Source organism: Trichodesmium erythraeum IMS101, assembly GCF_000014265.1.
Classification (GTDB): Bacteria; Cyanobacteriota; Cyanobacteriia; order Cyanobacteriales; family Microcoleaceae; genus Trichodesmium; species Trichodesmium erythraeum.
Window position 1 is genome coordinate 3,381,044 of record NC_008312.1, and the last position, 16,234, is coordinate 3,397,277.

The following is a 16,234-nucleotide window of genomic DNA, read 5'->3' on the forward strand; positions in this document are numbered from 1 at the left end:
CAATCCAATTTTTAGGTAAAAAGTTTTGATAAAGTTGATTATTGATGGGAATTATTGCTTCTTGGAAAAGTCTATATATTAGAGGTTTGACTCTAGTAATTTGCAGTTAAATTTTTATTATCAACAACTCTTATAATCATTATTTAGCCTTAAAATATATTCAATAATCTAATTTTAATCAGGTATCAATATTAGTAATAAAATAAAACTTGCGAATAATAATTATGGGAAATTGAGAAATTTGAATATTTATAAATTATGGCTAAATTATTTAAAATTGAACTTAAGATATAAATCTATTTTAATAAATTAGCATTGAAATTATAAGAAGCTAAAATTTAACCAATATCGAATTTTGATACTACTAGTTTTATTTTGTTTATAGAGTAGCACAGCCAATTCTATTTTTAATTCCTATTCTGTAATTTTGGCAGCTTGCAAAATGTTTTTAAGAATAACAAAAATAATTGTTTTTTTGTTGGGGCTGTAAAACTAAGTAACTACTATAATGATACAATAATAATTTAACAAAAAAAAATATTCTCCTTTTTAAAGAAGACAAAAAAATAAAATTCAGTTTATTGTTAATAGTACTGATAACTAATAACTAAAAAGGCCATAGTCTCTGGACAGTCGTGGGACAAGTAATAAATGCTGAGGAGGCGATCGCTTTTTGGTTCAAACTGGGAAAACTGGATAAGGTAGATGTTAAGAGTAGAATGCTAATGCAAGGAACAGAGAAAGAGTACATGGAAGCCCGTAAGCAGCGAAGTAAAACATTGAGAAGAATAATGTCCTTAGTCGGGCTTATATCTTTTGGGAGTGCTGCTTTGTTTGGGATAGCGAATATGTTTAAAAGTGCTTTACAGGAGTCTCAAAAGGTAGAAACGGACACAGTTGTTTCGGTAGAGGAGCAGCTGCAGAAAATAGCTCGGGGATATGAGGGTGTTTTGGAGCGAGAACCTGAAAATGTGACCGCTTTGGAAGGGTTGGTTAAAGTAAGGTTGGAGATGGGGGATAGGAAAGGGGCGATCGCTCCTCTGGAAAAATTGGTGGGGTTGTATCCTCACAAAGATGATTATAAAGTTGTATTGGAGCAGCTAAAGTTGGAGGTTGACTAACATTAAAGATAATAATTAACTAATTTCTGATGTCTAGGTAGTAAATTTGAAGAAAATTTTATGATTTATAAAAAAGATAAATCTGATTGGTTATATTTGCTATCATTGGTTCAGAAAAAGCTATTGATTATTCTATAATTAGTATTTGTTAGTAGTTGGTTTTATGATACCTTCAACTTAAATAAATATTGGAGTCCCACACTATAATTTTAATTTAGTGTCGGGAATAATTTATAAACAACGATAATATTTATTGTATGTAGAATTTACCCACAGGCAATATATTTATATCATTACGATCCATAGGGAAGTCATCTCAAACTAATACTTTCCTAGTGGATGATTAAGGCCTGGGATAGTTATTTTTCATCATTCACCACGAGGAATATTTTCGGACTATTTGTTGATAAAAATCTTCTAAGGCATTGACACAAGTTTGGTCATCAAATAGATAATTATGGCGTAAACTCATCCTCTGAGAAATGTCATTTCGCCAAGCAGTTTCTAAACCTAATTTAACAGCAATATGAATATATTCTGCTTCATCTTTAGCAATAGTATCTATAACTCCCAACATTTTTAAGAAACTATCTGCATGACGACTGCGCATAAATTCTCCAGGACAAGTTACTATCGGTAAATTACAAGCGATCGCCTCTAAAGAAGTATTCCCACCAGACCAAGTAAAAGTATCTAGAAAAACATCTGAAAGTAGATTTAACATCAAATAATCTGACCTTTCTGGAATCTTTAAATGAACACAATAATCTTCACTATTTAACCCTCTAGAATAAAAAGCTTTTTCTAAACGAGGTTTTAATAAAGTTCCTCTGAGAAAAACAAATTTTGCTTGGGGAACTCCTAAAGCTATTTCTGGGAAAATATAATCATATTGAGGCAAATATTTAAAAGGTGCTTGACAGCATAAATAAATAACTCCATCTTCAGGTAATTGGAATTTTTTTTCGCCCCTAACGCTCTTTGGAAAAGGGGGAATAGTCTGTTTTTTTGTCAGGTTAGTAATGTCTTTAGGTTCAGGATAAGCCACCCCAATATTAGGTAGTTTAATTAAAGTTTCTGAGTAATGTTCTTGAGCATTTTCTGGCTCCATTAATTCACTGGATAGAAAATAATCAATAGTTGGTAACCCTGTAGTTACTGGATGGCCCCAGGCAGTACATTGTATAGGTGCTAACCGCAAGGCTGCTATTTGCATTGTGGGTGGGTCCATACCTATTTCGGGATAGACTAATATATGTAGTTTATCATTTAATATTTGTTGGCAAACTGCGGGTAAATTGCCTGGAATATGATGAAATTTATGGCTATATTGACGAAATTTTTCTGTTATTGGGTCAGGAGAATTACCAGTATAATAACAGTAAATTTCAAAATTTTTATGGTCAGCATAACGTAACCAACCTATTAACCACAAGCTGCCACTATAAGAATGTAAATAGTTGGAAATATAGCCAATGCGGATTTTATTTTCTACGGGTGGAATGGATAATGGTTGTATGTATTCTGGATAATTAGCTCCTAGAATTTTATGGAGAAAATTACCATAGATAATTTGAGATTTTTGAACATTATGAGCTTGATAAGCTAAGTAAAAATTAGTGAATCTGCTAGTACCTAAAAGAGCGTTTTTTCGCGATTCAGTATTTTCTAAATTGGTTGTTTTTATGAGGTTTTGTATTTCGGTTTCAAATCTTTGGCGATAAAAGCTGATTGATTCTGGACTGTGGTAAATAATGGGAACTATTAAATGTTTTAGGAGTTTAAATGTGTAATCTTGGGGCAGGTTTTGTAAAGCTATTTCTGCTTGAGATATTGCTTGTTCAGTTCTCCCATTTTGTAATAGGGTCATAATTAAGTTAAAATGGAGCTGTCCTGAATTGGGGCAGGTTTGGGTACCCTCTTGGAGAATGTTTATAGTTGCTTGTTTTTGGTCTAATTGTTGATAACATTCTGAGAGAAAAGAATAGACTTGAGTATCTGTTGGTTGAAGTTCTAGATATTTACGATATTCTAAAATTGCTGTTTCATATTTTCCTAATTGTTGCAGTCTTCGTGCCCAATTTAATAATATTGGGGCAGGGTTATTTTTTGCTCGAAGAGCGATGTTGAGATTGTTAGCTATATCTGAATTTTCGGGATTGATTTCTAGGGCCTTTTCATAATTAGCGATCGCCAACTCAACTCGATTTTGTTCGAGCATTAAATTACCTAGATTAATATAACTTCCCCAATGGTTGGGGTTAATAGAAATGCTCTGGCGATAAATAGTTTCTGCTTGTTCAAATTCACTTTTTGTCTTGAGGAGATTGCCTAAATTATTATAAGGATCTATGAAATTAATATCTAGTTTAATTGCTTGTTGGTGGGAGGCGATCGCTTGTTCAATTTGATTGATTTTTTCTAACCCTAAACCCTGGTAGTAATATCCATAACTTGATGGTTCTATTTCTAAAGATTTAGATATAGCTGAAATAGACTGTTGATAATTTTCTATTTGATAATAAAGCACTCCTAATTGTAACCAAACCAGGGAATTATTAGGTTGCCATAATAATAACTCTTGATATTTTTTTTCTGCTAATTGCCATTGCTGTTGTTGGTGTAAATATATTGCTTCTTCATAGAACAACTGCCTGGATGATTCTGTCTCCCATTGTTGTAGATTAGAAATGGCTGTAATGACATTTTGTTGACGATTATTAATAATCCTAGAAGGTGGATAATTATGATTTCTTTCACTGTCAAAACTTAGGAGTTGAATCCCATTACCAAATAAGTGATTTATTTGTGCAAATTCTGGTAATTCTGATAATATTTTATATTGAGGAAAACTAGCCATTAAATCCCAATAAGCTTGCTGTACTAGACTTTTATTAGAATTATTAATAACCACTAATGCTTTTTTAGATAAAAAAGGCTTAATTAACATTAATCCTAACAGTACGGAGCGATATTCAGGAGAGCCATTATAGAAATAGACACCAATATTATTTTCTGTTTCTATTTCTCGTAATTCTAATAAAAATTCTTCTAGATCTTGGTCACAAAAAAAGACCTGTGATTCAAGATTAAATTGCTGCAAATTTTCTAATAGTTCTTGTTGTAGTTCTCCAGTAGAATCAAAGTTAGAAAAGTTGTTAACTGCATAGGCCATTTTTTCGGTATGCTCAAATAATGCTCCGATTAAAGTGAGACCTTGAGTAGTGCCTATCTCGCAGTAAATCTCATCTGGTTCTGTGTGTTCTACAGCGCTGTTGAGTAGTTTCATGAGGTTGAGGGTGTTGACGTTGGGTTTAGGGGTGAGGGTTTTTGGCCATTGGTCAGATGGTTGAAGGGAGTTATTGCCCCAGTTTTGGTAATTAGTGGGAAGTTGTTGGATGAATTTTTGGTAGTCCATTTTGGTATGTTGCTTCTTTGGGGTTATTATAGAGGTTGGTTGAGTGGGAGGCGATCGTTTTTGTGGGGAAATGGGGAATAATTGGGAATATCGAGTTTCTGAGATTCAAACACTGATTTTTAGGAGCTTGAATCTAACATAAAATAGTTAATAAAAAAGAATTTGATTATTTCTCAAAAAATCAATCTTAATTCTTTTATTTGACATCAGAGGGAGGATTATAAAGTGGTGTTGGATTAGGTAAGGCTAAGGGTTAGAGAAAAAGGAGTGGATGGGAGCAATCTAACCTTTAAAGTTATTAGTAAGATTATTACCAATAAAAATAAAGATTATTAAAGAAAGGAAAAATGTCAGAGGATAAAGTATTGGAGGAATTAGAAAAAGCTTATAAATTATTTAGGCAAGGTAAATTTAAGGAAGCAGTGCAGTTATATAAAGAATTAATCACTAATAACCCTGACCTAGCCAGGAGTGGAATCAATATTAACCTAGCACATAGTATTATTTTATCTACAGATTGGTCTGATGTTTCACAAAACTTACCACCTGGTATAAATTATCCAGAATCATCAGGCTGGATAAATTCCTTAATGACTGGTTTACCTATCAATTATGATTCAAAACCTATCCCCTGGTACACCTATCCAGCTATAGAGTTTATAGAAAATAAGATAGCATCAGATTTTCAGGTTTTTGAATATGGAAGCGGGCAATCAACATTGTGGTGGGCTGAAAGAACATTAAAGGTAATTTCGATTGAAAGTAATCGAAACTGGTTTTCTGATCTTCAGGAAAAAATCCCCAATAATGTAGAACTAAGCCTTAGTGAGAATGAAGAAGAATATGCAGCCAACATCAATAGATATCAAAATAACTACTTTGATGTAATTGTTATAGATGGTATTAATAGAAATAGGTGTGTAGAATTAAGTTTAAGCAAGCTCAAAGAAACAGGATTTATTATTTTTGACAATACAGATGATTATCAGTACGACTTGGGTGTAAGACTTTTAGAATTGAAAGGATATAAAAGAATAGATTTCTATGGAATGATTCCAGGGTACACTTACAAAAATTGTACGTCAGTTTTTTTTAAAGATAGTAAAGTTTTAGATAGGGGAGGATTACCTAGCGAGAAAGAGTCTTGCTTAGGACTTTCTTGTTTTCAAGTAACTAGCCCTAGATCTAAAAATAATTGTATGTTAAAAGAATCTAATATTGCTGAATGTCAAGCTAAGTTTAATCTTAGTTATCACGTTCCTTTTGCCCGTATATGTCAAGATTTAGTAGGTTTTGAAGGTAAAGATGTTTTAGAAGTAGGTGGGAGTTTACCACCAGAATTTGTTTTTGATTATCTTCATGTTAAGTCTTGGTCAGCAATAGAAACTCCAGATTATGAAGAATCCCTCAAGGAAGCAGGAGGACTATCTCATACAGGAACAATTATTCCTAATATTAAAGATACTTCTAATTTAGGTTTTGATAATAGAAAACTAGAAAAATATAATTTCTTCTTAGAAAATATAGAAAATCTTCCCGAGGAATATTACGGAAAGTACGATCTAATTTTTTCTATTGCAACTTTCGAGCATATTCATAAATTACCAGCTGCTTTAGATAAAATGTTTCTGGCTTTAAAACCAGGAGGCAAATTATTCTCTATGTTTTCGCCTATTTGGTCAGCCTACGATGGGCATTATTTGCCAAAAATAACTGACCAAGCAGGCAAAGTTTTTAACTTTGGCAATTCGCCTATCCCACCTTGGGGACATTTGTTAATGAAGCCTGATGAACTATGTCATTATTTATATCAATATACTGATCAAGAAACAGCAGAATTGATGGTTGATTATGTTTATAATTCACCTCATATTAATAGGTATTTTACAGAAGATTATCTAGAAATTGTTAAAAGGAGTAAATTTCAAAGTAAGCATATAGAATTAATATTTGAAAATCCTATTGATGAGAAAACTCAAGAGAGTTTAGAACAGTTATATCCAAATAAAAGAGAATTTTCCAACAATGGAATATTAGTTGTACTTGAAAAAAATAGTTCGGAAGATAATATGATGACTGAGCAAATAACTATGATACCAGCTTACCAAAGTACCAAACAAGAACTCGCATCTAAAGTGTTCGACTCAATAACCAGTCCGAAAGTTAAAGAAAGAGTTTACTCTGTTATTAGCCTTTTAACTCAGGATCGTTGGTTATCCAATGATTTGAGAAATTATTCAAGTTCATCTGCTCAAACACAATCAAAATGGTTTGATTTAATTTCGTTTTTAAACTGGTGTGGGCATAATTTTAAACCTAAGAATTATCTAGAAGTAGGTGTGCGTCGGGGGCGTTCTATGGCCCAGGTTTTAGTAGAATCCCCCGATACTAATGCTTATGGTTTTGATATGTGGATACCTGGGTATGCTGCTGAAGATAATCCCGGTCCTGAGTTTGTACGTTCAGAGTTAGAAAAGTTGGGAATCAAAAAACAGCCAACTTTAATTAGGGGTGACTCTCACGAAATGCTCCCATCTTTTTTTGCTAATTCAGATAATCCCCAAGAATTTGACCTAATTAATATAGATGGAGACCATACTTACTCCGGTGCCAAAATGGATTTGGATATCGCCTTTACTCATTTGGCATCTGGTGGAGTATTGGTTTTCGATGACATTGCTCACCATGCTCATCCTGAGTTGGGTGTTTTGTGGAACGAGTACAAGAGCAAATATCAAGATTATTTATTTATTGATGATCACTATGCCACAGGAACAGGAGTAGCTTTTAAGCCTCCTTTTTCTAAGTTATCACAAATACTTGCAACGTTACCCATTCATTTCTTTACCATTGTCCTTAACGGCCAACCATTTATTCGCTACCACATCGACATTTTCAAGCAACTTCCCTTTAAGTGGCATTGGCATATTATTGAAGGTGTAGCTGACTTAAAACACGACACTGGTTGGAGCTTGCAGTTAGGGGGAAAAATAACCGATGAAATTCATAAACAAGGTCGCAGCAAAGATGGTACATCGGAATATCTAGACGAACTTGCAGCCAAATACCCAGAAAATATAACTCTTTACCGCAAACCAGAAGGAGAATTTTGGGATGGCAAACGGGAAATGGTTAACGCGCCTTTGAGAAACATAAAAGAAGAATGTTTGCTGTGGCAGGTAGATGTTGATGAAATCTGGACTTTAGAACAGATTTGTAATAGTCGGAAATTGTTTATTAAAAATCCAGAGAAAACGGCGGCGTTTTATTGGTGTTGGTATTTTGTGGGAGAAAATCTGGTTATTAGTAGCCGCAACTGCTACACACAAAATCCCAAACAAGATTGGTTACGCACTTGGAGGTTTAAACCAGGATACCTTTGGGCAGCCCACGAACCCCCAGTATTAGTAGAAAATTTGCCAGATGATCAACAAAAAAATATTGCTGCTATTAATCCTTTTATGCACGCAGAAACAGAAAAAGAAGGTTTAATTTTCCAACACTTTGCTTATGTCACCCCAGAACAACTAAGCTTTAAAGAACAATACTATGGTTATAAGAATGCCGTCAGTCAATGGCAAACCTTACAGTCACAAACTAAGTTTCCAGTATATCTGCGGGATTATTTTGCCTGGGTAGGAGATAACACGATGGTCGATAGCACTGAGTCATTAGGCATAGTTCCACTGGTGCAAAAAGATGTAACTGGAGATAATTGGAAATTTTTGCAACCAGAATATTTACAACAACCAGTGAAGAGGGAAAGGCGATCGCCCACTATTCTTATTGATGGTGTATTTTTCCAACTTTATAGTACGGGTATTGCTCGTGTGTGGCGCTCTGTCTTAGCAGAATGGGCTAAAACTGAATTTGCTAATCACATAATATTACTTGATAGAGCAAATACAGCAAAAGTACCAGGCATCAGATATAGAGCTTTACCAGCATATAGCTACAACAACACCGATGCCGACAAGCAAATACTCCAACAAGTCTGCGACGAAGAGGGAGCAGATTTATTCATCTCCACTTACTACACAACTCCCATATCAACACCCTCAGTATTTATGGCTTATGATATGATTCCGGAAGTATTGGGGGCAAATTTCAACGAACCAATGTGGCGAGAAAAACATCACGCTATTGGTCATGCTTCCTCCTACATTTCCATATCAGAAAGTACTGCTCGGGATTTGGTTAAGTTTTTCCCAGATATTACACCAGATGATGTGACTGTAGCTCATTGCGGTGTTGCTCCCACTTTTACTCCAGCTACAACAGCAGAAATAAGTGTGTTTAAATATAAATACGGCATCAGCAAACCTTATTTTCTTTTGGTAGGTGCTGGAAGTAACTATAAAAACGCGATTTTATTTTTCCGAGCCTTTGCCCAACTCCACAGCAAACAAGGTTTTGAAATAGTCTGCACAGGTAGCGGTGTCACCCTAGCTAACGAATACAGACAATATGCCTCTGGCAGTGTCGTACATTCACTCATACTCAGCGATGAAGAATTGAAAGTTGCTTATTCTGGTGCAATAGCTTTAGTTTATCCTTCTTTATACGAAGGTTTTGGAATGCCTGTTGCCGAAGCATTAGCTTGTGCTTGCCCGGTGATTACTTGTGCCAATGCTTCTATTCCTGAAGTTGTCGGGGAAGCTGCTATATATGTTGATGGCAATGACGTAGATGGTTTGACGGATGCCCTGTGTGAAGTGCAAAAGCCAAAAGTGCGTAATTCTTTAATTGCTACTGGTTTAGAACAAGCGAAGAAATTCTCTTGGGGTAAAATGGCTGATATTATGAGTATTGCTTTAATGAAAGCAACTTTAGGGCATTTAAATCTCAGGGATATTAATTTAATTATTTTCCCAGACTGGACGCAACCAGAAGAAACAGTGGGATGGGAATTCCAAGAGGTAATCAAAAATCTGGTGACTCATCCAGATAGAGCTAAGATGACTTTATTAATAGATAACAGCAATATTATTGCTGAAGATGCAGATTTAATTTTATCTAGCGTGGCAATGAACTTGTTAATGGAGGAAGAATTAGAGGTAGATGAGGGACCAGAAATTGTTTTAGTTGGGGAGTTGAGTCAAGTGCAGTGGTCTGCTTTAATACCTCAGTTACAAGGTAGGATTAAATTGGAACATGAGAATGGGGAAGCGATCGCTGTTGTTGATAAAGATCTCCCTGTTTATGAGATTCAAGGTATAGAGCGATCGCGATCTCTTAGGCTAGAAACTGGTAGATGGGAACTTTTTAAACTAAGCGAAATTAATTTTGTTATATTCCCAGACTGGTCCCAACCAGAAGAAACAGTGGGATTGGAATTAAAAGAGGTAATCAAAAATCTGGTGACTCATCCAGATAGAGGTAAGATGACTTTATTAGTAGATAACAGCAATATTACTGCTGAAGATGCAGATTTAATTTTATCTAGCGTGGCAATGAACTTGTTAATGGAGGAAGAATTAGAGGTAGATGAGGGACCAGAAATTGTTTTAGTTGGGGAGTTGAGTCAAGTGCAGTGGTCTGCTTTAATACCTCAGTTGCAAGGTAGGATTAAATTGGAACATGAGAATGGGGAAGCGATCGCTTCTGCAAAAGCAAGTCATATTACTGCTCTAAGTCTGAATGATTTAGCTAATAGTTAAAGTAAAAAAACTGAACAAAAGAGGAAATTTTAAGGATGCCAATATTTGTTGATAACTTAAAGAAAAATAGAAAAATAGATGATATTCATTTAACCATAGCCATTGTAGGTTCTAGAAAGCTTGAACAGTTTGAAGAAGAATATATCAATCAAGGATGGGGTTTAATGTCCCCCAATCTGACCATATACGGTTTTGATGCTGATCAAGACGCGTGCAAGAAAATGAACACAAAGCTGCAAGAACAACAAATCAGCCATCAAGAAAAACACATACCCTTGGCTCTTTGGGATTCTGTAGAAACTGCTACTTTGCACATTACTAAATTCCCTGCTTGTAGTTCTTTGTACCCTCCAAGTCAGTCATATATTGATCGCTTTATTGGAAATTCCCCACTTATGGAATTAGCATCCACCCAAGAGATTCAAACAACAACTTTAGATGATTTTTGTCATTCTGAGGAAATCAGTGAAATTGATTTTATACAAATTGATACTCAAGGAGCAGAACTCAAAATTTTAGAAGGTGCTAAGGAAATTTTAAAAAGTGTTTTGTCACTAAATGTAGAGGTAGAATTTACGAGTCTCTATGATAATCAACCTTTGTTTGGGGATGTTGACTTGTATCTGAGGAAAAAAGGCTTTACCCTATTTGATTTTGGAACTTTGTATCGAGATTCCCGTCGCAGAAGTTCCATATGTTCTCAAGAGCATCCCGGTCAATTAATATGGACAGATGCTTTTTACTTTCAGGATTTGATCCAAAAGTCATCCGCTCAGGAATCGTGTAATAAGACTCCAGAAAAGCTGTTAAAGTTAGCTTGTATTGCCGATATCCTAAAATTTCCTGACGTAGCAATGGAAGCCCTGGAGTGCTTAACTTGGAAGTATGGTGATAATCCTAAGTACAATTTTGCCAACAACATAGCAGAGGTTTTATCCCAATTCCACAATTTGGCTAAGGAGGGAGTGGGCGCTTTACCAGCGATGGAAAGAATCAAAGGTTATCTCAATAGTAAGTATTTTTTAAATCAGCCAGTGGTTAAAGAAGACGAGCTACATTCAAGGTTAAAATTCAGACAATTTAATCTGATAATTTTCCCAGACTGGACGCAACCAGAAGAAACAGTGGGATTAGAATTACAAAAAGTAATTAAAAGTCTAGTGACTCATCCAGATAGAGCTAAGATGACTTTATTAATAGATAACAGCAATATTACTGCTGAAGATGCAGATTTAATTTTATCTAGCGTGGCAATGAACTTGTTAATGGAGGAAGAATTAGAGGTAGATGAGGGACCAGAAATTGTTTTAGTTGGGGAGTTGAGTCAAGTGCAGTGGTCTGCTTTAATACCTCAGTTGCAAAGTAGGATTAAATTGGAACATGAGAATGGGGAAGCGATCGCTCAAATTAAAGCAGAAAATATTCCTATTATTGAACTCAATAACTTGGCAAGAAAAAGTTTTTGTATTCATAAAACCGTTGATTTCACCTGACAAAATGCTCAATTGTCGACCGTCTCGTAAATAGCGATCGAGTATTTAAGAATTTAGTCAAAATTAGTCCTGACCAACTTTTGTCTAAAAGATACTTCCTCTGTTAGCTGTTGTGTTAGTAAAACTATCTCTTCACTCAGATAACCATTAGAGGGTAAGGTACGAAACTAACAGGGGAAATACTTCCATACATTCATAGGCATCTCTAAACTAAGCAATTGTAAAACACCTAGAGCTAAGTGTTGATGAAAAACCGTTCCATTGCCTCTGCCTCAACTTTTCTCTGAAACTGTTGTTATTGTTTTTTCGGATATTGACTGAGAATTAAGTCTTTCGGCCACCCCTGAGTCCGAGTCATATCTTTCATCCAAAACTGATAGCTAAAAACCGACAATAGTTGAATAAGTTCCGGAAAGTAACTTCAACCTTGAAACGCCAACTGTAAGCGGTTAAAATTTATGCTGCTGATCAAGTGACATCAGTTGAAAGCAGGATTATTTATTTCCCCGACCGCCACACAGCTAGTACAAAGCGAACTTTTTGAACAGAAGAGTCCTAATGCAAATCTATACTGTGACTGTGGTATTTGAGCTTCACCATGTTGCCATAAAGTAGTAGAGTTTCTGTAGTAAAGCAGTCTTTCTCGTCAAACAAGTTCCGTAATTTGACTGATTCACCCCAGATGCGAGGCATGTCCCGACTGTATTTGAGTGGTGGTGGCAGTAAAGGATATTTATCTACTGCATTGATGCGTACTCTGGTAATTAAGTGTATCTAATAATTCCTAAAATCTTCAATCAAGTGTTTAGAAGCATAATAAGCATCCAGAATGATATCGCTACCAGCATAGATAAGTTCGATACACAAAGTAGACATTCACTCTACTATTATAGTTTCATCATCCTCAGCCATCTTGATACCATCTTGTAACCCCAAAGTCACAGGAACTGCTTTTAAACAAGAGCCTGTAACTGAAAGTAAGGCGAGAGCTCCAAAGTAATGACCTCGTATCCACTCTGGTTTGGTGACATTTTCTGATTCATTATGCAGTTTTTTCACCGCCGGCATTTTTCTTCCTTCCTTACCGACTTTAATACCATCACCTAGATAAACTAGTTGACCTCTGAGACGGTAGACTTTTGGGTGAGTGATTAACCACTTGTGCCACATGGTGGATAATTTTTAGACACTAATTCCCTTTGAATGAAATCAGTGTAAAGCTTGGGTGTAGTAATTTTGTGTTACTCCCACTGGGTTTACATAGCTGGTAACTGCCCGATGTTGGCTACATAAAAGAATGCCCCAAATCAGGATAACAAAACATTCATAAGTGGCATGAAGACTAAACACTGGACTTAAGTTGGTCAATATTTGCTCTAGACAACGTATTATGTGCATAATAAAGATTAGCTAGTCAAATTTAAGAATCATTAACTAGTATGCACCATTCCCCGACTTTTAGTGGGAAATGTTTTTTTTTACTCAGAACTTTGTACTGTCCAGTTAGTAGGTATGAGTGAAAAATTAACCCTCATACCAAACTCAGGATACCAGGTAAAAGTCACCGTACGAAAAAAACTGTAGAAAATCGTAACAGCTTTTATCTTGATATTGGATTAAGCTATACAGGCTCTACCGCACAGCTCACTATTCCCTCGGCAGTAAATGCCTCTGGGAATTTCTTGTCTTAAATTTGAATACTGCCATTGATATCGGCATTAATGACTATACCAGTTGCACTCCTGAATAAACCACGTTTGACTCATTTACCCCCATAAGTTTCATGTTTAATTGGTAGCTCTTGCTCAAGTGCAGAAGTTTTACTGGTGTAACAATATCCGTTTCAATTGAACCAGTGGGGTTAAATTCCTAATCTGTCTCCAGCCCTCGGAGCACAGTTATGAATATCACTCAATCAATAGGACAATAATAATAATCCGTGAGAAAGATAGTTTAAACGTTCTACTTTTACCCTTCGATTTAATCAGTTTCCTTGGAATGTTCTACAAGATTTGTATAATCTAGTTTATCGCTCTATTGATAAGATCAGCTTATAGGTTTTCATTACAAGAAACATAAGAGAACCTACTTATAAGCGGCTCTACATAAGGGTTTTAAAATTCGATAGTCATCATATATGATGAGTCAGTAATCATATATGATGACTATTTCTTCGAGAGCGTGATGAAACGTAAAAATATAGCCTCAGTAGATCAAGACACAGCTGTTTTTACATCAAAATCATAAATCCAAGCTGTTTTTTTATTCAGTAGACTAGGAACAGTCGTCGATACTACACCCAAAGCAAAATTTCTGATCGCTGCTTTCACTCCTGAAGCATGGAAGATATTAGCGTTATTTATCGATACTTGCTGTACTTTTGTCGTGCGTTTGATTCGGGCTTGTTGATACTTGATAAAGGCTTTTTCTATATCCCTTTCACTAGCTAGATACTTAGCTAAGACATAAGCATCTTCTATTGCCATAGCTGCTCCTTGCGCCTGAAACGGAAGCATAGGGTGGGCTGCATCCCCTAATAGTGTTACCTTACCTCGCGACCAATAAGGTAGTGGTTTATGGATAAATAAGCCCCATTTGAAGCAAGGTTCGGGACTTGCTGCCATATCTTCTAAAATCTCATTAAGTTCCTCAGATTGGTTGGCAAAATCCCTAGCTACAGCTTTTTTATCCGCAGGAATTGTCCAACCCTGCGGATTCCAGTTTTTATCTTTGACAACTAATACTAAGTTGAGCCAAGATGTTGAGTTCTGTTCGTTACCATTAGGATAGACTACAACGTGATGATTTTTTCCCATCCAAACAGTTGCTTTACCCCATAAAGGAAGATATTTGTCTTGAAAAGGTAAAATTGCCCTGTATGCAGCATAGCCAGCGTATTGAGCTTGATTTTGGGAAAAGACAGATGTAGCGCTATCTTGCGGGTTTTCCCCATGGGCGACAGCATTAAAAAGCGATCGCCTGACGAGCGAACGAACCCCATCTGCTGCCACCAATGCTTTTGCTGTTGTGGATGGGAGGTTGTGCCAGGAAAGCAATAGTTGGTCATCCTTTTCTTCATAAGACTCCAAACATCGCGAGAAATGAATTCTACTTTTATCTTGGATCGAATTAAATACTAAGGAGTGTAAATCTGCCCGTCGGCATTGATAATAAGGTGTATCGTTGTCAAGTTGCCATGTCGCTAAAACTCTGTTGGAGTTAAAAGAGCGCAATTCAAAACCCAGACAAAGATGAGATACTTCCTCTAGCTGTTGTTCTAAACCTAATTCCCTCAACACCCGAACCACATTAGGGCTTACTTGAATCCCGTATCCTAAAGCTTCAAAAGAATCTGCTTGCTCGTATAGTTGAAAATCAATGCCTTTTTGTTCTAAAGCACAAGCTAAAGTTAAACCACCAATACCAGCACCAACTATGATAATTTCTTCTTCCATTTGGTTTTTTCTCAATAAAGAATGCTACAGATTATTAGCTTTGCTTTTCATCTGTAGCAAATATTTGCTGAAATCAGTATTTAATCTCTTAAGCGTTAGCTACTTCAGTGGTAGCAGTCTCTGTTGAGACAGGTACTGAGTTAGACTTAACAGCGCGGAACATTCCAAATCTGCACAGCCCAGCACCAAATCCCAATCGCATCAATAACATAGTAGGTACTTCTCTGAGAGATTTAATAAACCCTGAAAAGCCAAACTTAATCAATCCTTTGGGTCTAACAATTCCTTGCCAAATTGATTCGAACCAAGAAGGGAGAGTTTCTTGAGTCCAATCTGCGGTGGCTACTTCTCCTTCGACTAACCCAGTTTCCGCTATTTGTTCCGAAAAGCCTTCGATACTAGAAAAGGCAGGATGTGACCACTGGTCCAATAATTGACGCATTACGGGTTTTTCCCAATAATTCAGGGGTTTTTGACGGTCATCGCGCTGATTCCAATCAGCTACGACCAAAATACCGCCAGGTTTTAAGACACGCATCATTTCTGAACCATACTTGACCTTATCCGGCATATGAGGTCCAGCTTCAATCGACCAAACCACATCAAAACTATTGTCTGGGAAAGATAGTGCCAACGCATCATCTACCTGGAATTTAGCCGTAACTCCTTGAGGGGTTAATTCTGTTGCCCGTTGTACCTGTTTGGGGCTAATGGTAACCCCCGTAACTTCAAACTCGTATTCTTTGGCTAAGATACGGCTGCTGCCACCAATTCCACAACCGACATCTAAAACAGTAGTACCACGAGGTAATTTGTCTAAACCACCCCACTTGACCATTTCGTGAACGAAGTCAGCTTTGGCTTGCAAAAAATCTTTGCGTCGTGGTGGTGAACCATAGTGACCTAAATGAATATGTTCGCCCCAGTAAAATTCTAAAATACCGTCTTGAGTCCAGTCGTCATAGGAATTGGCTACCGTATTAGAGGATTCATAGCTACGGGGAGTGATTAAATAGATAACTATGCCGAGGGCTACGAGTAATAATATAAATCCAAGAGCGTAATATAAGTACATGAAGAAAACCGT

The 16,234-nt window shown here is 36.2% G+C and carries 8 protein-coding genes; 3 read left to right on the forward strand and 5 right to left on the reverse strand.

Features of this window, described 5'->3' with window-relative positions; genetic code table 11:
- Positions 1-635 precede the first annotated feature (635 nt).
- Entirely contained in the window at positions 636-1,121 is a 486-nt protein-coding gene (locus TERY_RS10285; protein ID WP_155994389.1) for a tetratricopeptide repeat protein, read from the forward strand.
- 373 nt (positions 1,122-1,494) lie between these two features.
- Here the strand turns inward: TERY_RS10285 and TERY_RS10290 are convergent, their stop codons facing one another.
- Complete coding sequence (locus TERY_RS10290; protein WP_011611770.1) at positions 1,495-4,539, reverse strand: tetratricopeptide repeat protein; 3,045 nt, start codon at positions 4,537-4,539, stop codon at positions 1,495-1,497.
- Positions 4,540-4,886: 347 nt separating this feature from the next.
- Between TERY_RS10290 and TERY_RS36755 the strand changes: the two genes are divergently transcribed.
- Together TERY_RS36755 and TERY_RS10300 are read left to right on the forward strand one after the other, a co-directional pair.
- Entirely contained in the window at positions 4,887-10,199 is a 5,313-nt protein-coding gene (locus tag TERY_RS36755; RefSeq protein WP_011611771.1) for a class I SAM-dependent methyltransferase, read from the forward strand.
- Positions 10,200-10,234: 35 nt separating this feature from the next.
- Complete coding sequence (locus tag TERY_RS10300) at positions 10,235-11,692, forward strand: FkbM family methyltransferase (RefSeq protein WP_011611772.1); 1,458 nt, start codon at positions 10,235-10,237, stop codon at positions 11,690-11,692.
- Positions 11,693-12,568: 876 nt separating this feature from the next.
- On the opposite strand, the gene TERY_RS10305 is transcribed toward TERY_RS10300, so the two are convergent.
- From TERY_RS10305 to TERY_RS10315, 4 genes are all read right to left on the reverse strand, one after another.
- The gene (locus TERY_RS10305) at positions 12,569-12,862 is read right to left on the reverse strand and encodes a hypothetical protein (protein ID WP_011611773.1); all 294 of its coding nucleotides are present in this window, start codon (positions 12,860-12,862) and stop codon (positions 12,569-12,571) included.
- Between the two features lie 39 nt (positions 12,863-12,901).
- A complete protein-coding gene (locus tag TERY_RS32870) occupies positions 12,902-13,090 on the reverse strand; it encodes a hypothetical protein (protein WP_155994390.1) in 189 nt (62 codons plus the stop codon).
- Between the two features lie 815 nt (positions 13,091-13,905).
- The gene (locus TERY_RS10310; RefSeq protein ID WP_011611774.1) at positions 13,906-15,147 is read right to left on the reverse strand and encodes an FAD-dependent monooxygenase; all 1,242 of its coding nucleotides are present in this window, start codon (positions 15,145-15,147) and stop codon (positions 13,906-13,908) included.
- An 88-nt stretch (positions 15,148-15,235) separates the two neighbouring features.
- Positions 15,236-16,222 (reverse strand): methyltransferase domain-containing protein, encoded by a 987-nt coding sequence (locus tag TERY_RS10315; protein WP_011611775.1) that lies wholly within the window; start codon positions 16,220-16,222, stop codon positions 15,236-15,238.
- Positions 16,223-16,234: the final 12 nt, after the last annotated feature.